A 21,401-nucleotide genomic window follows, 5' to 3' on the forward strand; every position below is an offset into this window, starting at 1 on the left:
GCATTTTTCTGTGGCTTAGCGCATGAACAGGCCGCCGTTGACGTCCAGGCACGCGCCGGTGACGGACGTGGCGTTGTCGGCGATCAACAACAGCACGCTGTCGGCGATGAACGCCGGATCACCGAGGGTGCCGGCCGGGATCATTTTCAGGATCTGTTCCAGACGCTCCGGGGCCACGGTTTCACGCACGACCGGCAAGTCCAGCGGACCTGGCGAGATGCTGTTGACCGTCACCCCTTGCGGCGCCAGTTCACGGGCAAAGACTTTGGTCAGCGTCGCCACGCCGCCCTTGGCCGCCGCGTAATGCGCGCCGGTGGCGGTGCCGCCGTTTTGCCCGGCCAGGGAAGCGATGTTGACGATGCGGCCAAAGCCACGCTCGGCGAAGTGTGCGCCGAACACCTGGCAGGCGACGAAGGTGCCGCGCAGGTTGATCGCCATCGACTCGTCGAACTCTTCCGGCGTGATGTCCATCAGCGCCGCGACTTTCGATACACCGGCATTGTTCACCAGGATGTCGCAACCACCCCAGTGCTCGACCAGCACGTCGCGGGCATGCTGGAAGTCGGACTTGCTGCGCACGTCCAGCTCAATGGCGATAGCACTGGCACCGCTGGCATCCAGCTCGGCAGCCAGTCGCCGCACGCCATCGAGGCGCACATCGGCCAGGGCGACGCGATAACCCGCCCCGTGCAGACGGCGGGCGATGCACTCGCCGAGTCCGCGCGAGGCACCTGTTACAAGGGCTACTCGACTCATGATGTTGCCCTCACAGGAGGAAGCCGAGCGCGCTCAGGCTGTCGGTGGAGTTGATCAGCCGTACCACTTTGCGCTCCAGGGTCGGCACGCCATCGGTGAAACGGATGCGGTGGTTCAGGTCGGCCACGAACGGTGTGTGCACGCCGCGTTTGTAGGCGTACAGCAGCTGCGCCGAGTTGACTTCGACGATGTCACCGGCGGCTTCGACCAGGCGGAAACGCGAGATCGTGCGAATGGTTTTCGCCGCATCCACCGCCGACGGCGAATAGCCGGCGGTCAGGCGTTCGATGCGCAGGTCACGCATGCGTGCGTCGTCGTAGGCGTAGTTCAGCGTCGCCTCGAAGTCTTCGGTGTCCGGGTCGATCGGCACGATGTACTTGCCGCTTTCGCTCCACAAGGCCGCCCACTCGGCGTAGTGCTTGTGGTCGAGCAGCTCGGCTTCGCGCCAGATGAATTCGATGGCCTGGGCCAGCGGGCCGGAAAAACCGTTCAGGGTGTCGTGATTGCTCATTGGCTCATCATCCTTTTCCACATGTCGTAGGCTCCGCGCATGCCGCCCTCGTCGGTGGCGTGGCTGACCTTGTCGCCGTTTTCAGCGGTGATTTCGCGGTTCAGGCCGCGGTTGACCAGGATTGGCGCATCGACGCCGGCGTACGAGCCACGCTGCACGCGGTCCCAGGCTTCGGCATCGTCAGGGCTGCCGAAACCGAACGGGCCCTGGAAGTGTTCGTGAATGCGCATGCGTTCGCGGTTGGCGATTTCCGGGCCGCCGTCCATGCCCAGGGCAACGTGACGGATCTCGGTTTCAGTGACCGACACCGGACGCAGCACGCGGAAGAACGACATCGACATGGCCACGTTGGGGAACAGGTTCAGGTTGAAACCGGCGCCGTGCAGCGAGCGCACGATGCGACGCACCTGATCGGCCGGCAGGGTCTTCGACAGTTCTTCAGTGACGTGGGCGAAGCGCTCTTGCAATTGTTCAGTGCCGTCGTCGTGATCAAGATCAACGTGCTCCGGCACCATTACCATCACACTGTGGCCGTTGCCCAGGGAGTGAGTGACCGCTTGCTCGTCGGTCATGAACGAAAGCATTTCCGAGGTTTCTTCATCCACCGAGGACATGAACGACTTGTGCACGATCGGGAAGTGGTAACCGTCGGTGGTGTTTTCCAGCTGGATCTTCCAGTTGCCCTTGAAGCTGAACTTGTGTTCGCCCTGGGTCTTGATCGGGTAACCGGCGCCCTGCTTCATGAACAGGTCCATCCAGTGTTTGGCGCCGCCGAGGAAGTCTTCCAGCGGTTCGATCTCATCGTTGTAGCTGGCGAACACCATGCCGGCGTAACTCTCGACGCGCAGGCTGGTCAGCGGCAATTCGGACTTTTCCAGGATGCCTTCGTAGCCATCCGGATACGGCAGCGCACGCAGCTTGCCGTCCAGGCCATAGGACCAGCTGTGGTACGGGCAAGTGAAACCGGTGGCGTTGCCCTTGTGCTTCTCGCACACGGTGGCACCGCGGTGGCGGCAACGGTTTTCCAGCACGTTGATGTTGTTCTTCTTGTCGCGAACGACGATCACCGGGCGACGGCCAATGGTGGCGGTCTTGAAGTCGCCGCTGTTGCGCACTTCGCTTTCGTGGGCGACCCACACCCAGGTGCGGTAGAAAATCTTTTCCAGCTCGGCTTCGAACAGCGCCGGGTCGTTGTACAGCGAGACATCGACGCGGTCGTGCTGGACCAGCTCTTCGGGGCTTTTCGACGTTGCGATCAGCCGGTATTCATGAGTGCTCATGCGGTTCTCCTCATGGCTTCTTGTTAGATTTAAAGGATTGAGGCTTGCAGCTGCGCACCGAAGGCGCAGACCAGTTCGTCCTGACCTTTGCGACCGACAATCTGCAGGCCGACTTTCAGCCCGCCGCAATCGAGTTCCACCGGCACCGTCAGCGCCGGATGGCCACTGAGGTTGAAAGGACGCGCCAGCGGGGTCATGCCGGCCACGGCCTTGCTGCCGCTACGCGCTTCGCTCAGCGTGGGTGGAAGGCTCGGCAGCGTCGGCAACAGCAGCACCGCGAAGTCTTCCAGCGCGGCATCCACCTGTTGGGTAAAGCGAGTACGCACGATTTCTGCCTTTGCGAGCTCTTCACGAGTAGTGCGGCTGGCTGCGAGCAGACGGGTTTCCACATCGGCGCCGATCAGGCCCTTGCCGGTCAGGTGGCCGAACGCTGCCCAGTTTTCGAAATTGATCACGGTCAGGCCGGCGGCGAACGCCGCTTCGAACTCGCTCAATTGCAGGTGGCTGCGGCGCCAGCCCGCGCGGTCGGCGGCAGCACCGAGGCTGGCTTGCAGGTGCGCGTCGCAGGCCACTTCGAGGAAGCCGACCTTGGCGCCGTCACCTGGCAAACCTTGCACATTGAAGCCCGGGCAGATCACCTGCATGGCGGCGATCAGGTCGTCCATGGTCCTGGCGAACGGCCCCACGCAATCGAGGCTGGAGGCCAGCGGATGCGCGCCAACGCGGCTGACACGGCCAAAAGTCGGTTTTAGTCCGGTGATACCGCAGCAGGCCGCCGGCACCCGCACCGAACCCCCGGTGTCGGTGCCGATAGCGATGTCCGCCAGGCCCGCCGCGACCGCCGAGGCCGAACCGCTGGAGGAGCCGCCCGGCACGCGGTCAGGGGCTTGCGGGTTGATCGGCGTGCCGGTCCAGTCGTTGATGCCGGTGACGCCAAACGCCAGTTCGTGCAGGTTGGTCTTGCCGACGATCTGCCAATTGGCGTTGAGAATCGCGTCCACCACTTCGGCGTTTTTCGTCGCCGCTGGTGCGTCGGCAAACGCACGGCTGCCCGAGCGGGTCGGATGGCCGGCAATGTCGATGGAGTCCTTGATGGCCACGCGTTTTCCGCTGCCGCCGAGGAGGAATTCGCTGATGAAGGTACTCATGCATTCAGCTCCGTATTAAACAGCCGTTGCGTGCGAAAATGCGCGATCCGCCAGACGCCGTCGACACAGCGGAAATCGATGTTCAGGCGAGTGCCGAACAGTTCGCTGCGCTGATCGGCGTAGGTGGAAATCTGCTGCATGATCCACTGCCCCTGCGCCGTGCTGCCGTCGACCACGATCGACTCGCTGGTGAGGTAATGCAGGTTCAACTGGAAGTGATCCGACGGCGGCAGGTAACCACCGACAAACGCCGCCACGGCCTCGCGTCCACGATGCTGGCCGAAGGTCTGCGCGGTCTCGCGCCCCACGCCTTCCCAGATCGCATCGACGCAGAACAGCTCGGCCAGTTCGCTGACCTGGGTCGGCACCCGCGGCACGTCGCAGAGGTCCATGTAGCGCGCCATCAAGCGACGCACTGCGCTTTCCCCTTCGAGCGTCGCCAGACGCTGCAGCAAGGCCTCGTCCATGGCTTACACCTTGGCCGCGTCAGGGATGGTCAGCGGGCGACCGATGCGCGCTTCGACCTTGGCGTAGCGCCACAGGCTGTATTCGTTCACCGGCGTGGTGCGGAACAGGTTGCAGGCGTCGATGACCGACTGGTGGCAGTCGACGTCGGCCATGATGTACACGGTCCAGGGCGAGGTGGTCGAAGGGCCGACCATCAGGCGGTCGTCATCCATGGCGCCGAGCACGTTGATGCCGGGCATCGCGCCGAGATCCGCCATCATCCGGCTGAAGCCCTTCCATACGCTGAGGCCTTCGCCGGTAGGCAGGTCAAAAAAGTTCTGGGTGATGCCGATGCAGAAGACGACGCGCAACGGTTCTTGAGTGGTTTGAGTCATGTGTATTGATCCTTGAAAATGAAGCTCTGGAATAAAGTGTTCAGATGTAGCCCGGGAACGGCTGCACGCCGAGGAACACCGAGCCGGCGCCGTCATACAGCCCTTCGCTGAGGAAGGCGTGCTGGGTCACCACCATCGAGTCGCGCAGGTAACGCTGCAGTGGATGGCGCAGGTAAATGGCGGTGGTACCGGCCAGGCTGTAGGCGCTTTGCACCACCTCGGCGCCGGCCTGGGACACGTGAATGGCGGACAAGCGCAACAAGCTGGTCTGCTCCGGGGTGACCGGATTGCCGGCGAGGATCGAGTTCCATACCTGTTCGGTGGCGCTGTAGAAGAAGCCGCGTGCGGCGTTGAGCTTGGCTTCGGCCTTGGCGATTTCGATGCGCACGTAGGCGCGGTCGGACAGTTTCGGCGCACCGGTGATACCGCTGCCGCCAGCCATGCGGCTGATTTCATCGAGGGCAGCGCGGGCAAGGCCCAGGTTGACCACCGCCAGCACTTGCGCGGCGTAGGCAATCGAGGGATAGCGGAACAGCGGTTCGTCGATGGTCGAGGCGCCACCGCGAATGAACGTCCAGCGTTCGTCGACGCGCTTGTCGGACACGCGCAAGTCGTGGCTGCCGGTGCCCTTGAGGCCGACCACGTCCCAGTTCTCGATGATCTCTACCTGCTGCGGACGGAACACCGCGGTGCGCGGCTTGCCGCCCGCAGCACCGATGCCCACGCCCAACAAGTCCGCGCCCATGCAGCCGCTGGCGAATTTCCAGGTGCCGTTGACCTGATAGCCGCCCTCTACCGCCTCGGCCGGTTGCAAGGGAAACAGGCCGCCAGCGAACACCAGGTCCGGGCTATCGGCGTAGAGTTCAGCCAGGGTTTCGCGTGGCAACGCCGCGAGGTAGACGCCGGCACTGCCGAAACTGGCCACCCAGCCAGCGGAGCCGTCGGCCTCGGAGATGCGTTCGATCATTTGCAGAAACTTCGCCGGCGCCAGGGCGTCGCCGCCGTAGCATTTCGGCGTGGCGGCGCGGTAGATGCCCACCTGCTTGAAGCGTTCGATCATGTCCCGTGGCACATGGGAAACGCTGTCGAATTCGTTGCGACGTTGGCGCACTTCTTCCAGCACCTGCGCAAAGGCCGGGCTGTCGACGACATTCTCGTCAACACCGATCGGTGCGTCTTGTTGCACGACCGCTGAACGCAGCATGGGCTTTCTCCGTTTTGCTTATTGTTAGTGGGGGCCACACCGCACCGCTGTCTGTAGGAGCTGCCGAAGGCTGCGATCTTTTGATTTTGTTTTTGGATCAAGATCAAAAGATCGCAGCCTTCGGCAGCTCCTACAGATAAAGGCGTGGTCACCCTTGCATTGCGGTCCAGTGTAAAAACCGGATGCCGGCGCAACTATTGGTGCGTGCAGCCCCCCGCCTAAAGAAATCCCCTAGATCCACACCGGTTACCTCTGAGCGCATGCCGCTGTGCGAGCAGGTATAAAACGCCATACTGCAAATCTCTGCCGCCAGGGGCCGTGTGATGTACCAGCCAAAACCGAACGACTTCCATGCGCTGATCGAAGCCATGCCGCTGTGCATCATTCTTCACGATGCGCAGACCAAGGAAATTCTCTGGGCCAACGCCGCCGCCCTGGCGGCGCTGGGTTTTACCCTGGAGGAATTGACGCCGCTCAAGGCCCCGGACATGACCCGCGACGCACCCAAGTACCGGCGCTCGGTGGGCCTGCGCTGGCTGGAAGGTGCTGCGCGCACCGGCCAGCGCGCCATCGAGTGGTGCTATCGCTCCAAGCAAGGGGTGGAGATTCTTTCCGAGGCCGTGGCGACCCTGGTGCATCTGGACGGTCGGGATGTGTTGATGGTGCAGTTCCGCGACATCTCCAAGGAGGACAAGGTCAAGCGCGACCTCAAGCGTTTCGAAAGCCGGCTCAAGGCCTTCATGCAGGATCTGGCCGAGGGTGTGGCGGTGCTCGGTCCCGAGGGCGATATCGGTTTTATCAGCGACTCCGGCGCGCACTTGCTCGGCAGTGAAGTCCATCCGTTGATGGGCCAGAACTTCCTGGCCTGGTGCGACGAGGCTTCGCGCCAGCGCCTGCTGCAAAAATTCGCCCATGAGACGCCGGAACACACGCCCTTCAACGTGCATTACCAAGTGCAGCGCCAGGACGGCGAATGGCGCTGGCATGACGCAACGTGCCGTTATATAGAGATTGAAGACGACCTGGTCGGCCATCTGCTGCTGTTCCGCGACGTCACCGAGCAGGTGCAGGCCGAAGACGCGCGGCGGGTCAGCGAGCAGAAACTCGAATACCTGGCGCGCTACAACGCCATGGGTGAAATGGCCGTGGCCATCGCCCATGAACTGAGCCAACCGCTGGCCGCCACGCGCAACTTCATCGAGGGCGCGGTGATTCGCCTGGGCACCGCAGCCGACGCCGATCAAGGCGTCACCTGGGGTTTGCAGAGCGCCGTGCGGCAGATCGAGCACGCCTCGGTGATCATCAAGAGCGTGCGCGACTACGTCGTTAAACTGGAGCAAAGCGAAGAGCTGATCGACCTCAACGAACTGCTGCGCGAAACCCGCTACTTCATCAGCCTGCGAGCCGACCCGAGCCTGGTGCGCGTGGAAGTCGTGACCTCACCCGAGCCGCTAAGGGTGAGTTGCGAGAAGGTGTTGATCGGCCAGGTGATCCTCAACCTGGCGTTCAACGCGATCGAAGAAATGGCCGACCTGCCGCTCGAACGTCGGATTTTGCGCATTCATGCCAGCGCCGCCGACGGCGTGGCGCTGGTGCGCATCGAGGACAACGGCCGCGGCATCCAGGCCCAGGCGCAAGAGAAGCTGTTCGACGGCTTCTTCTCGTCCAAGGTCAGCGGCAACGGCATTGGCCTGGCGCTGTGCAAGAACATCATCGGCCGTCACCGGGGCGATATCTGGGCGCAAAACCTGGAGCCTTGTGGTGCGGTATTCAGCTTTTCCCTCCCCCTGATCCCCCCCGCGATCTGATCGTTCCCACGCTCTGCGTGGGAATGCCTCAACGGACGCTCCGCGTTCGGCTTTTGATTTGGGACGCGGAGCGTCCCGGGCTGCATTCCCACGCAGAGCGTGGGAACGATCCCCCCCGACACTGGCACAGATACACAAACACTTGGCAGGCAGGGCAATTCCCGCGATTGCCGGGAGAGGCACTATTCGATGGTCAGAATCTGCCCACTCACCCGCGATCCGCGTTACCAACAATTCAGGAAGTTCCCCTTATGCGAACAAACAGGATCTCCGTACAGTCAGCGCTAGGCCTGAGCCTGCTTGTACTCGGCTTGAACAGTGCCCGCGCGGATTTGCCCGCCGACACCGGCATCGGCCAGACCACCCTGGCCTTCCCCGCTGAACCGCACCGGGCATTCGTCGTCGATGTCGAGTTCGAAAGCTTCGTCGCCGGCCGTGTCACCGTGGTCGACCCCGACCAGAAACGCGTGCTCGGCATGGTCCCGACCGGCTTTGCCGCGCCTTCGGCCCTGAGCCATGACGGCAAGCTGATCTACAGCGCCGACATCTGGTATTCGCGCGGCACCCGCGGCACCCGTACCGACGTGCTGACCGCGTGGGACAGCTCGACCCTGTCGCCGGCCTGGGAAGTACTGATCCCGAACAAGCGCGCCGAATCGCTGACCCAGCGCTACGGCCTGAAGACCAGCGGCGATGACCGTTTCGTCTACGTCTACAACTTCACCCCATCGACCTCGGTCACTGTGGTCGATACCCAGACCAAAGCGGTTGCCTCGGAAATCGCGATTCCCGGTTGCGTGCTCAACTACCCGGTGGGCAAGCGTCGCTTCGCCTCGCTGTGCGGCGACGGCAGCCTGCAGGTGGTGACCCTCAACGATCAAGGCCAGGAAAACGCGCGCAACCGCACGCCGTTCTTTGACCCGAACGCGGAAAAACTGGTGGAGCGCGCGGTCAACGTCGGCGACACCTACTACTTCACCACCACTACCGGCACCGTGCGCGCCGTGGATTTCTCCGCTGACGCGCCGAAAATCCTGCCGAGCTGGTCGCTGGTCACCGACGAAGAGAAGAAAGCCGGTTGGGCCCCGGGCGGCTGGCAGCTGATGGCGGTCGCGCCGAAGCTGAACCGCTTGTACGTGCTGATGCACGACGCCCACGAACCGATGAAGTGGGAAGACCCGAGTCCCCTGATCTGGGCCTTCGATCTGAAGACTGGCAAGAAAATCGCCACCCTGGAAGCACCGGTACCGGTGTGGAGCATGCAGGCCACCGGCGACGACAAGCCACTGCTGCTGGGCACCGACGTTGAAGGTGGCTTGCAGATCTTCGACCTCAAGACCAACCAGCACACCGGCAGCATGGCCAAGGTCGCAAAAACCGCGACCCAGGTCATGAGCTACTAACAGGGATCAGGCCATGCAATCAGATCCGATCTTCATCATTGCCAGCGCCATCGCCATTGCGGTGCTGCTGGCCAGTGCCGCGACCCACAAGGTGCGAGCGCCAGCGCGCTTTCGCAAACAACTTGCCGATTATCAACTGCTGCCCGACGCGCTGGTGCGCCCGATCGCGCGGTTGATCCCGCTGCTGGAACTGGCCATTGCGTTCGCGTTGCTGGTGCCGGTCAGCCGCCCCTGGGCAGCGTTGAGCGCGGCCAGCCTGCTGGCGCTGTACGCCGCCGCCATCGGCATCAACCTGTGGCGTGGGCGTCGCGACATCGACTGCGGCTGTGCAGGTCCCGACCAGGCGCAACCGCTGCGCCCGGTCCTGCTGCTGCGCAACAGCGTGCTGGTGGCGCTGGCATTGCTGGCAAGCGTAGCGCCGGTAGTGCGCGACATGACTGTGTTCGATGGCTTCGTGACCCTGGCTTCGGCCGCCGTCGCGCTGCTCATCTACGCCGCGGCCGATGGCCTGGCGGCGAACTCCCCTCTTCTGCTCAAATTGATTGGTAGGTAATCACAATGGAAGGCTTGATAGTTTCCAACGTTCTGCTCTGGGTATTGCTGGTGGCCGTGGCGTTCGTCGTCATGGGCCTGGTCCGTCAGATTGGCGTGTTGCACGGCCGTCTGGCCCCGGCCGGCGCGCTGATGATGGACAAAGGCGTGGCCGTCAACGAAGCCGCACCGCAAGTGACCGCTGCTGACCGTAATGGCCGCCCGGTGAACTTCGGTTATGCCGGCGAGAAATCGCAACTGCTGTTCTTCCTCTCGCCGACTTGCCCGATCTGCAAATCCCTGCTGCCGGCGATCAAATCCATCGCCAGGGAACAAGCCAGCACGCTGGACGTGGTGTTCGTCAGCGATGGCGACATGGACGCCCAGCAAGCGCTGATCCGCGAGCACAAACTCGAAGACGCCACTTATGTAGTCGGCCCGGAAGTGGGCATGACCTACCAGATCGGCAAGCTGCCGTACGCAGCCCTGATCGACAAGTCCGGCACCCTGCGCGCCAAAGGCCTGGTCAACTCCCGCGAGCACCTGGACAGCCTGTTCGAAGTCGAGCACCTCAAGCACGCGACGCTGCAGCAATATCTCAATGCGCAACCCCACGACCACGCTCATGACCACAGCCACGGCCATAGCCACTGATAAGGCAGGGAGACCTTCATGAAACTGCTGGATCTGTTATTCGAACGCTCCTCGCGCCGTGTTGCCGACACGACTTCGCGCCGCAAACTGCTGGCTCGCATGGGCTCGCTGATCGTCGCCGGTGCCGCCCTTCCCGTGCTGCTGCCGCTGGATCGCACCAGCAAGGCGCTGGCCGCCACTGACCCGAAAGCCGGTGACCCCGGTGATCCAAACAGCTGCGACTACTGGCGCTACTGCTCCATCGACGGTTTTCTGTGCAGTTGCTGCGGCGGTTCGGTGACTTCCTGCCCACCGGGCACCGAGGCCTCGCAAGTGACCTGGATCGGCACCTGCCGCAACCCGGCCGACGGCAAGGACTACATCATTTCGTACAACGACTGCTGCGGTAAACAAAGCTGCGCCCAGTGCGCCTGCACCCGTAACGACAGTGAAGAACCGGCCTACCGCCCGTTCAACAACAACGATGTGAACTGGTGCCTGGCCGCCAAGTCGCACATCTATCACTGCACCGTTTCGATCATCCGTGGCGTGGCGGTCTGACACGCACCACCGCCGGTTGCCCACGCGATCGGCGTTTTTTTTTAAAAGATCGCAGCCTGCGGCAGCTCCTGGATTGACCGCGTGCTCCTGTAGGAGCTGCCGCAGGCTGCGATCTTTTCAAGGCACAACAAATAAGGGGTTCGAAATGCGTCGTTTGCTAATCCTCGGCCTGGCCTGCGCCCTGACCACCCCGCTCGCCCAGGCCCGGGCCATCCCCGACCCGACGCAGCGCCACGCGCCGGGCAACGAGGAACTGCAAAAGCCCATCGCCGAGGCCGGCTACAGCGTGGGCGTTAACTATCAGTTGCAATGTGCCGGTTGCCATCTGGGCAACGGCATGGGCTCGGCGGCCAATGACACCCCGAGAATGACGGGATTTGTCGGCAACTTCCTGAAAGTCCCGGGCGGCCGTGAATTCCTGGTGCGCGTGCCAGGCATGTCGCAATCGGCGTTGAACAACGCGCAGTTGGCCGACCTGCTCAACTGGCTGATGCGCGAGGACGGCATGGCCGGTAAAAGCCGACCCGCCGATTACCAGCCCTACAGTGCCGACGAAGTGGCGGCGTTGCGCGCCAAAACCATGCTCAACCTGCCAGGCACCCGCGCCGAACTGATCGACAAAATGCGCGCCCAAGGCATCGCCATCGAAGACGGCATGAGCAACTGATAACGCTGCTTGTTCGCAGCCGACGTCCCAGGTCCTCCCGCCCATCCAGGCAGACAATCCAGTTTCTACCGATGGTCGTCCAGTCACTCCAAAAGCAGGCCGCCCGGTGCCTGCGTGCATGCCGCAGACTAAACTTCGTCCATTGCGTGAATGAATCCACACTGCTGCTAAAGTGATAGCACGGGATGCCGCGTTCTCCCCAGCTTTGCGAATTTCGGTGGAAGGAGGATTTCTCGACTATAAGTAGCTTGCCGTTGAGGCTAAAGCTCTGAAACGAAGGTGGTTTTGACCTGGATCGCGTTCGGGTTGGGCGCGAGGGGGCAGCAAAAATGGGATCTGATCATGATTTTTGAGCCGAGCAGTAGCCGTTCCGTACTCCAGCGAAGAAGCAGTACCAGTATCTTTATCCAGGCAGGCCTCGATAGCCTCGCTGTCACCGGTGTCGCGTGGTACCTGATTGTTTATCACATAGGTTTCATCACCCAGGCTTATGTGATCATGGTCCTGTTGCTACTGGGGGCGCTTGCCGTCGTCTACGACCACTACGCGATTTATCGAAGCAATGTCGTGTTTGCCGTCAAGGCCTTCAAACTGTTCAAGGCGTGGACCGCCGCTTTTTGTTTTCTCGTCGCCATGGCCTTTCTTACGAAACAAAGCGAACAGTACTCACGCTTGCTGGTCGGTGAGTTGTTCGTCATCGGTTATTTCGCCCAGCTGCTTTTGCACCTCGCGACCCGTGAATTGCAAAAGAAGTTCCTGGCGCACCCCACCCAACGGGACAACGCACTGATCATCGGCTCGGGAGAGCTGGCGGACTTCCTGCACCAGAAAATCAGCAACAATCCCTGGTTGGGTGAACGGGTAGTCGGCTCCGTGTTGATCGGGGCGGCCGATGACCGGGGCAAGGATGGTTCGGAAAACCCCAACCGCCTGGCGATACTCGGTCATATTTGCGATCTTGACGACCTGGTCGTCCAGCATTCGATCCGCACCGTTTACTTCGTCACGCCACTGGACGGCTCCCAGGTGATCAAGGATGTGTATCTGAAGCTGTTCGACAAGCACATCTCGGTCAACTGGGTGCCAGACATCTTTTCCCTGCGCTTGATCAACCACAGCGTTCGGGAAATCGCCGGCATTCCGGTGCTGACCTTGTCCGAGACGCCACTGATGGGCATGCGCCTGCTGCTCAAGAACCTTGAAGACCGCGTGCTGGCGTTTCTGCTTTTGCTGATTGCGGCGCCAGTGCTGGCCGTTGTGGCCATTGCCATCAAGCTCGACAGCCCGGGGCCGGTGTTCTTTCGCCAGCAACGGATGGGCTGGAGTGGCGGACCGTTTCGCATCTGGAAGTTCAGGAGCATGGTGGTTCATCAGCCTGAAGACGGTGTAGTCAAGCAAGCACAAAAGAATGATCCGCGCATGACCCGGGTAGGCGCCTTCATTCGACGCACCAGCCTGGATGAGCTGCCGCAGTTGTTCAATGTGCTGATGGGTGAAATGTCCCTGGTCGGGCCGCGTCCGCATGCCATCCAGCACGACGCGCAGTATTCACCCGACATTGCCGACTACTTTGCCCGCCACAACATCAAGCCAGGCATTACTGGCCTGGCTCAAGTGCGTGGCTATCGCGGTGAAACCAAAGACATCGAACAGATGATTCGCCGGGTGGATTCGGACATCGAATACATCAACAACTGGTCGCTGTGGCTCGACTTCGTCATCCTTGCCCGGACAGTGACAGCCTTCTCCGGCAAACATGCCTACTAGTCGTATCTTGATTGCATGAGCCGCCCGGTAACGCTGACGACCAGCGTTACCGGGTTAAGCACGAGGCCGCAAAAGCGTCAGGCCGGGAACAGGTCGAGGGTGCGCTCAACCTCATCGGGATCGATCCGGAAACCTTCGCCGTCCGGGGTGCCCACCACAAAACCGAAGTTTTGCTGATCACGATCCGTCAGGTACTTGAAGAAGCAGACGAAACGATCAGGGGGTTGCAGGACCAGCAGCGAACCACCGGGCGCAAGGACATTGACGCCGTGTATGAGTTGACTGCCTTCGATGCCGATCACGGTCCTGGCGCCGGCACAAGCCGCGACGATGGTCGCCACATCGGATTTCGAGGGGTCGATGATGCGAAAACCGCGGCGCTCGCGCAGGCGTTCAGCCAATTCCAGTTCATTGCGCAGCAACCGCAACTCACCCTTGTTGCCCCGCAGCACGAACACCCCTGGGTGCGAATTGACGTTGACATGGGACAACAACTTGTCCGTCATTGCGCGAAAGCGCATGTGCTTGTGGCGGTTCTGGCTGATGTCGTCAAAAATCACCAGTTCACGAAAAAATGCGTTGCGCATACGCAGCGGATTCATGCCCAGCCACTTTTCATAACCGGGGGCGTGAAGTATCCCGTGCCGGGTTACGCTGACTTCGGTTTCAGCGAGTTCCGTGGTCACCGGAACGCCGAGCTGGCTCGCCATGGGATAGGTGATGCAATCATCCACCATCCACGATCCAAACCACTTATTGCCGCCCACAGTGCAATACATCGCTGCGCGATCGATTTCGTGTTCTATGCGAATCTTCGGCAACCAACCGGCCCTGGGCGATAACCAGGATTTGGCATCACCTTTGTAAAGCGCGCCGTCGATCAGCCAGGCGTCCTTGAGCAGAAAGGCGCGAGTGGGGCCGTGCTGCACGAGCCCGTTGCCCTCCATGGTGCGACGGGGATGCTCGAAGGGATAAAACTGCCATCCCGTCACGCGTTCAAGCTGGTTGGGCAGGTAAAAAGCAGGGGGTGCAATCGATTCATCAGGGGGAGCCACGTCCCAGGTTTTTACCGCGACACTTTGCAGGTCCAGCGGCGCTTTCCTGGCAACTTTCTCCTTGAACATGTGTTTATACGCAGCAAAACTCCATTTCGCCCCAGCGCCGCTCACCAACATATTCGATTGCGACATAAGGATTACCACTCTAATGCGTTTAAATACAATTAGCGCTTGTCGTCCTTGTGCGCACTATCAAACTCCAGTCAATTGCAAATAATACTTTCCATGACAGGTGGTACCTTCAGATGACCGTATCGAGCGCGTAAAGTCTCGAGCAGTTGTTCCGGTGGTGCCTTGGCGCAATGAAGATAGACCTTGCTCAGTCCGCCAAATCCCATTTCGCGATAGCGCTCGGCAATATCCTCATCAGTTTGCCCGTCCGGCAAACCCAGATGCAGGGTCAGTTCTTTTCCCTCTACGGCAAACAAGGGTGTTTCCCAGAGAAATTGCGCAACGCCCACCTTGGGCAGCCGGACAAACAGATAGCCATGGTTATTCAGGGTATCGACATCGCCGCCACGCCTTCTTTTCCATTCCAGCAAGCCGTCGTCCGGGCGCGCCAGGCAAGTGCCGATATCGTAATAATCAAAGCCGTTTTCCAGCGCCCATTCCAGCGCCATGAAGGTGGTGATCGAGTTGATTTCCCTAAGCTTTTTCGCATTCGAATAGACTGTTTCGGGGTAGCCGAAACGGATCGTGCTCCAGTAGCGCTTGCCCGCGCGGGTAATCACGCAGCCAAGGTGACAGGCGACCACCTCGTCTTCCAGCAGCACCAGGTCCAGGCGGCCGGCGGTTTTGGCCACCCTTCGCACCTCCTGCTGCTCAATTTGCGAAGCAGACGTGCCATGCCTTGCGCTGGCATAGGGTTGCAGCATGCCTTGGTCGGCGCTTTCGATTTCATCGTCGTTCAACGCCTGTTTAAGGCGATAGCGCAAACGGTTCTTGCGAAGATTGCGCCGCAGCTCAGAGTTATATCTTGCGGTGATGTCCTCGATCGAGCGGCCCAGAGGAACTACGGCGCTGAGATATTGGGGCACACAGAGTGCGCCCGGCGTCGGTATTTCACTGACGAACACCGTTATGCCTGGTTTATTCGCCCTAAGTTGCTGATTGGCAACCTGAGGTTCAGCACCCATGAGAACTTTCACAAATTCACGCTGTGCCTTACGCCCCATATAGAGAATGTCGTAAGGACTCTCTTCGCGCAGCTTGAACCTGACAAATTCCCAGCGCCAAAAACAGGCTCGGCCGGCAATATCGCGCAGCCAGGCATGGGCTTTCCGCAGTTCAAAGCGTACCGACGGCGTAATCAACTGACGCAACAGTCCCTTTACATATTCTTTCATTTGGTATTAACACTAAATGATTAAGGAAGATTATTCGAAAGTTCGAATCAAGGAATAACGAACTGAAAATCAGGCTTCAACACGATGATGGCCGGCGTCAAACTTTCGTCGCCATTCGCACCAAAGGCGAAACAAATTATTACCGCGTCAGCAAGTCGTCGCTTACATGAGCAGTAAAGATGCTACGCCGGAGTTTTGCAAGATATTACGCTGCCGAGCCTGTTCTTACGGCACGCACCTCACCCCCGGGTCGGTACCGGGCAGGCAAGCGTTCTCAATATGAACAGAGGGTTACCGACCACATAACGACTGAACAGCCGCTTGGGTTCACTGAGCAGCCTGAATACCCACTCGCAACCCAGGCCTCGCACCCATTGCGGAGCGCGACTCACCTTGCCGCCGAGAAAGTCCAGGATCGCCCCGCCACACACGATCAGGCAGGGCACGCCGCTGGCCGCCAGCCGGGCGGCAACGATTTCCTGCTTGGGCATGCCCATGCCCAGCACCACCAGTTCCGGCTGATGTTGCCGGGCAAGTTCGAGGTAGGTCTGCACATCGTCGAAACCATGGTGGACAGACACGACATTGACTGCCAATGCCGTTTGGCAATGCTTTGCCGCATGGACCAGGAAAGGCTCTTGCGTGCCCCATAACGCCACGCGCCGCCCTTTATAGGCCGACAGTAACTTGGGGATGAAGTCCGTGCCGTTCATGTTCAACCCCGGCTCCCTGCCCATTCGGCGAAACAGGATCGACATGCCGGAGCCATCGCGCAGCAACACGTCGGCGGCCGACAGTGCCTGGAAGTAGGCATCGTCCCTGGCAACCAGGTTCATCGCATGGGCGTTGACGAACCCGAGCACCGTTGCCCGCTGCGGCCAGGCCAATGCCTCGATCAAGCGCTGCTCTTGATCGCTATCGCCGATGACCTTGAGTGACTGGATGATCGTTTGCCAGTTGTGCTGCCAGGCCAATGCGCGCATCAGGAGTCATCTCGCTTGGAGCGCACCCATTCAACCTGGCGTTTAACCAGGAAGCCCAGGTACAGGGGGATTTTCTTCAGTGCGTAGAACGGTGCGTACAGCAACGCGGAAAACGCGATGATGGCGCGACCGAACTGACTCCACGCCAGCAAGATGGTCATCATCAACATGACCACCCCCACCGATGCGATCAATGCCGGCAGCCATGCACCGAACAGCAGCAACACCAACCAGGACAGGACAAACGCCGCGCCCAACAACAACGTCAGCAACGCCAGTGGCGGCACCAATAGATCCAGGGTCATGGCCAGCAGGTTGAAGTTGCGTCGGGCAAGCGACTCCACCAGTAATTTTGGCGCGTCGCCCAGGATCACGCCCAGGTGACCATGCTCCCAACGCGTACGCTGGGTCGTGAGGCCTTCGTCACTGCGCGGGAAATAGCTGGTCACCAGGGCATCAGGGCAAAACATCGGTGGCTTGCCGCTGCGACAGAAATCCAGGCCCATTTTCAGGTCTTCGACGATGTGACCACTGGCAAGCGTGATCAAGGGCAGGTCCCGCCAGACGAACGCCATGCCCGTGCCCATCAACTGACAGGGCAACCCCAGCCGAGCCCAGCCTTGCGGTCGCACCCGATTTTTGACGCACCAGGCAAACTCGGCGATCTGCACCTTCAGCCCCGAACCCGCTGGCGCACGCATCAGGTCAAGCGCCTGGGTCGGCCGGCCCGAGTCGATGCACTGTATGGCCAGGCGTTCGATGAAGCCCTCGTTCACCTGGCAATCGGCATCGACAATGATCAGCACGTCCGGCGCATCACCGGCCAGGTGACGCGCGCCAAAATCCAGTGCATAGCCCTTGCCACGCTGCTGGGCATTGCTGCGCTCCACTACCTCTGCGCCGGCCGCACGCGCCATCGCGGCGGTGTCGTCCGAGCAGTTGTCGGCGACCACCAACAGGCGGTCGCCCTCCTGCAATTGCGGGCGCAGGCAATTCAAGGTGGCCTGGATAATCGAGGACTCATTGTGGGCCGGCACCAGCACCGCGACCCGAGGTCGCGGGCGTTGTGCGAGTGCTTGCGCACGCACCGGCAAGCCAGCCAGCAGCACCTGCACGAACAGCACCAGTACCGGCAGGAGGATGATCGCCAGCGGTACGCCGAGTAGCCAATTGAGGAATGTGATCATGCTTGCGCCTTGAACAGGTGAGCCAACTTGGTCGCTTCGGTATCGATATCATGGCGCTCCAGCACACGCTGATAAGCCGCTTCGCCCATGCGCTGCAACTGCTCGACCGGCTGCGCCAGGCAGTCCGCCAGCGCCACCGCCAACTCTTCCACCGCGCCCGCGGGAAACAACCAGCCGTTCTCGCCCTGGCGCACCAGTTCGGGAATGCCCGCCACATAAGTGGTCAGCACCGGCCGGCGCAACGCCATGGCTTCCATGATGACCACCGGCAAGCCTTCGGCGAAGCTGGGCAATACCAGGGCCCGCGCGGCGAGAATTTCCATGCGCACCTGTTCGCTGCTGATCCAGCCGGTGATTCGCACACGCGATTGCAGGCCGTGCCGGGCAATCAATTCTTCGATCTGCGGGCGCATTTCGCCGTCGCCAGCCAGGACCAGCTCAAACGCCACGCCTTGTTCGGCCAAGCGACGAGCGGCCTCCAGCAACAGCAATTGGCCCTTCTGCTCACACAGGCGCCCCACGCAAACCAACCGCGGCGCGGACGGCACCGCCACCGCCGGCACATCGTGAAAGGCCCGCTCCAGGCCACAATGCACAACCTTGACCCGAGCCCAATGCGCCGGGTCGACCCAGCGATACAACTGGCTGCGCCCATAGGCACTGATGGCCGCGACAAACGCCGAGCGCCGGACTTTCTCGCCCAGGTGAATGAACTGCGGTTTGTCGAACTCTTCCGGACCATGCACGGTAAAACTGTACGTCGGCCCGCCAAGTGCGTTGGCCAGCATCACCACTTCGGTCGAGTTGGTGCCGAAGTGGGCATGCACGTGCCGGGCACCGAACGCCTGCATCCAGGACAGCACGCGGCAAGCTTCGAGCAAATAGACCAGATGGTACGGCCAGGAACGATCGGCGCGCCGCCCCATGCGCAGCGCCAACCACAGCGTCGAAAAGAACCGCCGCGGTTGGGTACGCAGCACCTGCAGCGCAGGTCGCAGCAGCGCTTTGACGCCGTCCGCCAGCACGTATTGGGTCTTGCTGCGTTCAGACTCGTCCTCGGTGTCCACCAATTCGGCATCCCAGCCTCGCAACGCGATGCGTTGGACCTCAAAGCCCTGGCGCTCCAGCGCCAGGATCTCGCGACGAATGAAGCTATGGCTGACCTTCGGGTATTGATTGATGAAATAAGCGATACGCATGGGCACCCGGCTTGAATGTCGTCGAAGTTGTTACTGCAGGTACCCCCACAGTAGTCCAGTAACCGGTCACGTCAATTCACTGCGTAGCTGCCTTTCAGCACCTGGTCGATCCTGGTGAAGGTATCGTCCAGCAGCTCATAGCGCCGGCGATACATGGCGCGTTTTTTTGAAGCAATGGTTTCCAGCGGCTTTCTGGACGAAGCCATGGGGATTTCAAAAAAGTCTTCGCGCGCAGACGGTGTCGCCCCGTGTTCAAGCCAGATCGAATCATAATTGGCGGCCAGCTCCTGGGCTTTGTGCGCACCAAAATACGGGTGGCGATGATGACGATAGACATCCCCTACCGCGTAGATTTTTCCGACGCCGATATGGCTGGCGATGTACTTGATCACTTCAATCAGAAAGCTCCTGGGTCGCAGGCCTTCGAAGTCCTTGGTGACATCCCGGTAGATGGCCAGCGATCTTTCGCTCTCGATGCCTTTATGGATGCCCTGCACGGCACCGATGAAGATGCACAGCTCACCCTCCGTGCAGCACAAGGTGAAGGCGATCGAGGCAATGCGCAGATCGCCCTGGAACAGATTCAGCACCAACTCGCCTTCACGCATGAACCAGAACGGGCGGTCCAGTACCAACGTGCAACCATCGGACCACGCCGTCAGGTCGCTCAGGACCAGGCTGTCGTCGCGCCCGAACAGCAGTAATTGCGGGCAGCTTTTCGTGACCACCTCGTAGTGCGAGGCCATCACGCCCAGTTTGTCCTGGGAGTTCCAGCTTTTGCTGATGTAGGGCCAGTGGATAACACCCAGGCAATCGCCGCCGAGTCTCTCGATGCCGGTATCGCCCAGCGCGTTGGACATGCGCCCGAAAAACAGATTCAACTCGGTCCAGTTCTTGCCCACCAATAGCACAAACTTGAGTTTGTTCTTCAATGCCCTCAGGGAATAGCCAGCGTGCACGGAGAAGACGCTTTTGACGATCATCCAATAGTCCATCGAAGTCTCACTTGTATTCGATCAATGCGGATTTGCCGGCACCGAACCTGTTCAAAAGAAACTTGACCTGCCCGAACATCTCGGGAAATTTGCCCAGCACGAGGAAGAACGCCAGTAGCCAGTTTTGCCGCGCAGGGCCAGCGCCCCGCCGGGCCAGGCGCGCGACCTGCAGCGGATAGATCAACAGCAGCAACAACCCGGGCCAGCCCAGCAGCAGCGTGGCAATGACCGTCGCCAGCGGCACGCCCAAGCCCCAGAACCAGGCGCGGCGCGACTCGCGGCGCCAATGGCGCTCCGGTGCGCCACCGTGTAGAAACGCGCCCTCGGCGAAGGCATAGCCGCCGCGTAAGGTGCGCCGCCACCATTGGCCGAAGCGGGTCATGCTCGCATCGTGCAAAGTCATTTCCGCAGGCAAGCGCCAGACCTTCCAGCCCTTGGCTCGCAGCCGCACGCAGAGCTCCGGTTCTTCCCCGGCAATCAGGTCCGGGCGATACCCGCCCGCAGTGGCGAAGGCGTCCGCGCGCATCAGTGCATCGCCACCGCAGGCGCTGGTCGCACCGGTTGGCGTATCCCATTCGAGGTCGCACATCAGGTTATAAATGGAGCGCTGCGGAAAACGTTCGCGGCGCCGCCCGCAAACCACCGCCACCTCAGGCCGGGCCTCAAGAAAGGCCTGTGCATGGGGTAGCCAGCTGGCAACCACCTCGCAATCACCGTCGACGAACTGCACATGACGCATCGATGGCAACAGCCGTTGCAGCCGGGCGAAACCTTCATTGCGTGCACGTGCGGCCGTGAAGGCAATGCTCATGTCCAGTTCAACCACCTCGACACCAAGCCTTCGGGCCATCTGTACTGAACCGTCGGTGGAGCCCGAGTCGACATAGACGATCTGCTGCGCCGCACCGACCAGCGAAGCCAGGCAACGCTCGAGTCGCTGGCCTTCATTGCGACCGATGACAACGACCCCAACCCCCGTCGTCACCGTGTTCATGAGAATTGCTCGGCATCGGCAAGCTTGCGCTGCTTGATGGTCGCCGGCACGCCGACCGCCACCGAGTTGTCAGGCACATCGGTCAACACCACGGCATTGGCGCCGATCACCACATTGTTGCCGATGCGGATATTGCCCAGCACCTTGGCGCCGGTACCGATATCGACGTTGTTGCCCATCACCGGGGCGATCGGCTCCTTCACGTTCTTGAGCCCGACGACTACGCCGTTGCGGATACGGCAGTCATCGCCGAACTGCGCATAACCACTGATCACGATGCCGCCGAAATGATCGATGACGAAGTTGCGCCCGACCACCACCTCGCACGGCAGCTCGATGCCCGTTACGATCTGCACCAGCTTGAACAGCACTTTGTAGATAAAGGACAGCAATTTGCGCAGCAGCGCCGGGCGCACGCCGTAGCGCCAGCGCCCGAAGCGATACACCAGCATCACCCAGAAACCCTGGGCGCCCCAATCACCCTCGTATGCTCGCAAGTCCGCACGTATGTTTTCGAACATGGACTGA

The 21,401-nt window shown here is 61.0% G+C and carries 22 protein-coding genes; 7 read left to right on the forward strand and 15 right to left on the reverse strand.

What is annotated here, in order from left to right:
• Positions 1 to 15: 15 nt before the first annotated feature.
• The 7 genes from AC1Q8Q_RS18575 to AC1Q8Q_RS18605 are packed head-to-tail and all read right to left on the reverse strand — an operon-like array spanning position 16 to position 5,741.
• A complete protein-coding gene (locus tag AC1Q8Q_RS18575; protein WP_492615337.1) occupies positions 16 to 756 on the reverse strand; it encodes an SDR family NAD(P)-dependent oxidoreductase in 741 nt (246 codons plus the stop codon).
• 10 nt (positions 757 to 766) lie between these two features.
• Positions 767 to 1,267 carry an aromatic-ring-hydroxylating dioxygenase subunit beta gene (locus AC1Q8Q_RS18580; RefSeq protein ID WP_492615338.1) on the reverse strand — a complete coding sequence of 167 codons (501 nt, stop codon included), beginning with the start codon at positions 1,265 to 1,267 and terminating at the stop codon, positions 767 to 769.
• Positions 1,264 to 2,547, reverse strand: a complete 1,284-nt coding sequence (locus tag AC1Q8Q_RS18585; RefSeq protein WP_020799605.1) for an aromatic ring-hydroxylating oxygenase subunit alpha — start codon at positions 2,545 to 2,547, stop codon at positions 1,264 to 1,266. The genes AC1Q8Q_RS18580 and AC1Q8Q_RS18585 overlap by 4 nt, the downstream gene beginning before the upstream one ends.
• A gap of 29 nt (positions 2,548 to 2,576) precedes the next feature.
• Positions 2,577 to 3,695: an amidase gene (locus AC1Q8Q_RS18590; protein ID WP_492615339.1), complete on the reverse strand. Its 1,119-nt coding sequence runs from the start codon at positions 3,693 to 3,695 to the stop codon at positions 2,577 to 2,579.
• Complete coding sequence (locus AC1Q8Q_RS18595; RefSeq protein WP_492615340.1) at positions 3,692 to 4,162, reverse strand: nuclear transport factor 2 family protein; 471 nt, start codon at positions 4,160 to 4,162, stop codon at positions 3,692 to 3,694. The genes AC1Q8Q_RS18590 and AC1Q8Q_RS18595 overlap by 4 nt, the downstream gene beginning before the upstream one ends.
• A gap of 3 nt (positions 4,163 to 4,165) precedes the next feature.
• A complete protein-coding gene (locus tag AC1Q8Q_RS18600; protein ID WP_020799608.1) occupies positions 4,166 to 4,537 on the reverse strand; it encodes a hypothetical protein in 372 nt (123 codons plus the stop codon).
• Between the two features lie 40 nt (positions 4,538 to 4,577).
• A complete protein-coding gene (locus tag AC1Q8Q_RS18605) occupies positions 4,578 to 5,741 on the reverse strand; it encodes an acyl-CoA dehydrogenase family protein (RefSeq protein ID WP_020799609.1) in 1,164 nt (387 codons plus the stop codon).
• Positions 5,742 to 6,064: 323 nt separating this feature from the next.
• Here AC1Q8Q_RS18605 and AC1Q8Q_RS18610 point away from each other — a divergent pair, with 323 nt between their 5' ends.
• From AC1Q8Q_RS18610 to AC1Q8Q_RS18640, 7 genes are all read left to right on the forward strand, one after another.
• Entirely contained in the window at positions 6,065 to 7,549 is a 1,485-nt protein-coding gene (locus AC1Q8Q_RS18610; protein ID WP_020799610.1) for a sensor histidine kinase, read from the forward strand.
• Between the two features lie 251 nt (positions 7,550 to 7,800).
• Positions 7,801 to 8,952: an amine dehydrogenase large subunit gene (locus tag AC1Q8Q_RS18615; protein ID WP_168758352.1), complete on the forward strand. Its 1,152-nt coding sequence runs from the start codon at positions 7,801 to 7,803 to the stop codon at positions 8,950 to 8,952.
• A gap of 13 nt (positions 8,953 to 8,965) precedes the next feature.
• The gene (locus AC1Q8Q_RS18620) at positions 8,966 to 9,505 is read left to right on the forward strand and encodes a MauE/DoxX family redox-associated membrane protein (protein WP_432668295.1); all 540 of its coding nucleotides are present in this window, start codon (positions 8,966 to 8,968) and stop codon (positions 9,503 to 9,505) included.
• Positions 9,506 to 9,510: 5 nt separating this feature from the next.
• Positions 9,511 to 10,137 carry a methylamine dehydrogenase accessory protein MauD gene (gene mauD, locus AC1Q8Q_RS18625; protein ID WP_020799614.1) on the forward strand — a complete coding sequence of 209 codons (627 nt, stop codon included), beginning with the start codon at positions 9,511 to 9,513 and terminating at the stop codon, positions 10,135 to 10,137.
• Between the two features lie 18 nt (positions 10,138 to 10,155).
• Positions 10,156 to 10,677 (forward strand): methylamine dehydrogenase light chain, encoded by a 522-nt coding sequence (locus AC1Q8Q_RS18630; RefSeq protein WP_008062110.1) that lies wholly within the window; start codon positions 10,156 to 10,158, stop codon positions 10,675 to 10,677.
• 145 nt (positions 10,678 to 10,822) lie between these two features.
• On the forward strand, positions 10,823 to 11,344 hold the full coding sequence (locus tag AC1Q8Q_RS18635; protein ID WP_020799615.1) for a hypothetical protein: 522 nt from the start codon (positions 10,823 to 10,825) through the stop codon (positions 11,342 to 11,344).
• A gap of 342 nt (positions 11,345 to 11,686) precedes the next feature.
• Positions 11,687 to 13,111, forward strand: coding sequence for an undecaprenyl-phosphate glucose phosphotransferase (locus tag AC1Q8Q_RS18640; protein ID WP_492615341.1), 1,425 nt, complete (start codon positions 11,687 to 11,689; stop codon positions 13,109 to 13,111).
• 77 nt (positions 13,112 to 13,188) lie between these two features.
• Here AC1Q8Q_RS18640 and AC1Q8Q_RS18645 read toward each other — a convergent pair whose 3' ends face one another.
• The 8 genes from AC1Q8Q_RS18645 to AC1Q8Q_RS18680 form a co-directional block, all read right to left on the reverse strand.
• Positions 13,189 to 14,301 carry a glycosyltransferase 61 family protein gene (locus AC1Q8Q_RS18645; RefSeq protein ID WP_033039812.1) on the reverse strand — a complete coding sequence of 371 codons (1,113 nt, stop codon included), beginning with the start codon at positions 14,299 to 14,301 and terminating at the stop codon, positions 13,189 to 13,191.
• Positions 14,302 to 14,372: 71 nt separating this feature from the next.
• Positions 14,373 to 15,515, reverse strand: a complete 1,143-nt coding sequence (locus AC1Q8Q_RS18650) for a hypothetical protein (RefSeq protein ID WP_042955685.1) — start codon at positions 15,513 to 15,515, stop codon at positions 14,373 to 14,375.
• Positions 15,516 to 15,754: 239 nt separating this feature from the next.
• Positions 15,755 to 16,498, reverse strand: a complete 744-nt coding sequence (locus AC1Q8Q_RS18655; protein ID WP_492615342.1) for a WecB/TagA/CpsF family glycosyltransferase — start codon at positions 16,496 to 16,498, stop codon at positions 15,755 to 15,757.
• Positions 16,498 to 17,685 (reverse strand): glycosyltransferase family 2 protein, encoded by a 1,188-nt coding sequence (locus AC1Q8Q_RS18660; RefSeq protein WP_083349314.1) that lies wholly within the window; start codon positions 17,683 to 17,685, stop codon positions 16,498 to 16,500. Before AC1Q8Q_RS18660 ends, AC1Q8Q_RS18655 begins: the two co-directional genes overlap by 1 nt.
• On the reverse strand, positions 17,682 to 18,884 hold the full coding sequence (locus AC1Q8Q_RS18665; RefSeq protein ID WP_033039820.1) for a glycosyltransferase: 1,203 nt from the start codon (positions 18,882 to 18,884) through the stop codon (positions 17,682 to 17,684). The genes AC1Q8Q_RS18660 and AC1Q8Q_RS18665 overlap by 4 nt, the downstream gene beginning before the upstream one ends.
• Positions 18,885 to 18,955: 71 nt before the next feature.
• Positions 18,956 to 19,867 carry a DUF535 family protein gene (locus tag AC1Q8Q_RS18670; protein ID WP_020799623.1) on the reverse strand — a complete coding sequence of 304 codons (912 nt, stop codon included), beginning with the start codon at positions 19,865 to 19,867 and terminating at the stop codon, positions 18,956 to 18,958.
• A gap of 19 nt (positions 19,868 to 19,886) precedes the next feature.
• Entirely contained in the window at positions 19,887 to 20,864 is a 978-nt protein-coding gene (locus AC1Q8Q_RS18675; protein WP_033039832.1) for a glycosyltransferase family 2 protein, read from the reverse strand.
• Positions 20,865 to 20,869: 5 nt separating this feature from the next.
• Positions 20,870 to 21,394, reverse strand: a complete 525-nt coding sequence (locus tag AC1Q8Q_RS18680; protein WP_020799625.1) for a serine O-acetyltransferase — start codon at positions 21,392 to 21,394, stop codon at positions 20,870 to 20,872.
• Positions 21,395 to 21,401 lie beyond the last annotated feature (7 nt).

Source organism: Pseudomonas sp. GW823-FHT06B06 (assembly GCF_058795195.1).

Excerpts from the sequence above, each read along its gene's own strand:
- AC1Q8Q_RS18575 (WP_492615337.1), bottom strand. The coding sequence starts at position 756 with ATGAGTCGAGTAGCCCTTGTAACAGGTGCCTCGCGCGGACTCGGCGAG.
- AC1Q8Q_RS18580 (WP_492615338.1), bottom strand. The coding sequence starts at position 1,267 with ATGAGCAATCACGACACCCTGAACGGTTTTTCCGGCCCGCTGGCCCAG.
- AC1Q8Q_RS18585 (WP_020799605.1), bottom strand. The coding sequence starts at position 2,547 with ATGAGCACTCATGAATACCGGCTGATCGCAACGTCGAAAAGCCCCGAA.
- AC1Q8Q_RS18590 (WP_492615339.1), bottom strand. The coding sequence starts at position 3,695 with ATGAGTACCTTCATCAGCGAATTCCTCCTCGGCGGCAGCGGAAAACGC.
- AC1Q8Q_RS18595 (WP_492615340.1), bottom strand. The coding sequence starts at position 4,162 with ATGGACGAGGCCTTGCTGCAGCGTCTGGCGACGCTCGAAGGGGAAAGC.
- AC1Q8Q_RS18600 (WP_020799608.1), bottom strand. The coding sequence starts at position 4,537 with ATGACTCAAACCACTCAAGAACCGTTGCGCGTCGTCTTCTGCATCGGC.
- AC1Q8Q_RS18605 (WP_020799609.1), bottom strand. The coding sequence starts at position 5,741 with ATGCTGCGTTCAGCGGTCGTGCAACAAGACGCACCGATCGGTGTTGAC.
- AC1Q8Q_RS18610 (WP_020799610.1), top strand. The coding sequence starts at position 6,065 with ATGTACCAGCCAAAACCGAACGACTTCCATGCGCTGATCGAAGCCATG.
- AC1Q8Q_RS18615 (WP_168758352.1), top strand. The coding sequence starts at position 7,801 with ATGCGAACAAACAGGATCTCCGTACAGTCAGCGCTAGGCCTGAGCCTG.
- AC1Q8Q_RS18620 (WP_432668295.1), top strand. The coding sequence starts at position 8,966 with ATGCAATCAGATCCGATCTTCATCATTGCCAGCGCCATCGCCATTGCG.
- mauD (WP_020799614.1), top strand. The coding sequence starts at position 9,511 with ATGGAAGGCTTGATAGTTTCCAACGTTCTGCTCTGGGTATTGCTGGTG.
- AC1Q8Q_RS18630 (WP_008062110.1), top strand. The coding sequence starts at position 10,156 with ATGAAACTGCTGGATCTGTTATTCGAACGCTCCTCGCGCCGTGTTGCC.
- AC1Q8Q_RS18635 (WP_020799615.1), top strand. The coding sequence starts at position 10,823 with ATGCGTCGTTTGCTAATCCTCGGCCTGGCCTGCGCCCTGACCACCCCG.
- AC1Q8Q_RS18640 (WP_492615341.1), top strand. The coding sequence starts at position 11,687 with ATGATTTTTGAGCCGAGCAGTAGCCGTTCCGTACTCCAGCGAAGAAGC.
- AC1Q8Q_RS18645 (WP_033039812.1), bottom strand. The coding sequence starts at position 14,301 with ATGTCGCAATCGAATATGTTGGTGAGCGGCGCTGGGGCGAAATGGAGT.
- AC1Q8Q_RS18650 (WP_042955685.1), bottom strand. The coding sequence starts at position 15,515 with ATGAAAGAATATGTAAAGGGACTGTTGCGTCAGTTGATTACGCCGTCG.
- AC1Q8Q_RS18655 (WP_492615342.1), bottom strand. The coding sequence starts at position 16,498 with ATGCGCGCATTGGCCTGGCAGCACAACTGGCAAACGATCATCCAGTCA.
- AC1Q8Q_RS18660 (WP_083349314.1), bottom strand. The coding sequence starts at position 17,685 with ATGATCACATTCCTCAATTGGCTACTCGGCGTACCGCTGGCGATCATC.
- AC1Q8Q_RS18665 (WP_033039820.1), bottom strand. The coding sequence starts at position 18,884 with ATGCGTATCGCTTATTTCATCAATCAATACCCGAAGGTCAGCCATAGC.
- AC1Q8Q_RS18670 (WP_020799623.1), bottom strand. The coding sequence starts at position 19,867 with ATGATCGTCAAAAGCGTCTTCTCCGTGCACGCTGGCTATTCCCTGAGG.
- AC1Q8Q_RS18680 (WP_020799625.1), bottom strand. The coding sequence starts at position 21,394 with ATGTTCGAAAACATACGTGCGGACTTGCGAGCATACGAGGGTGATTGG.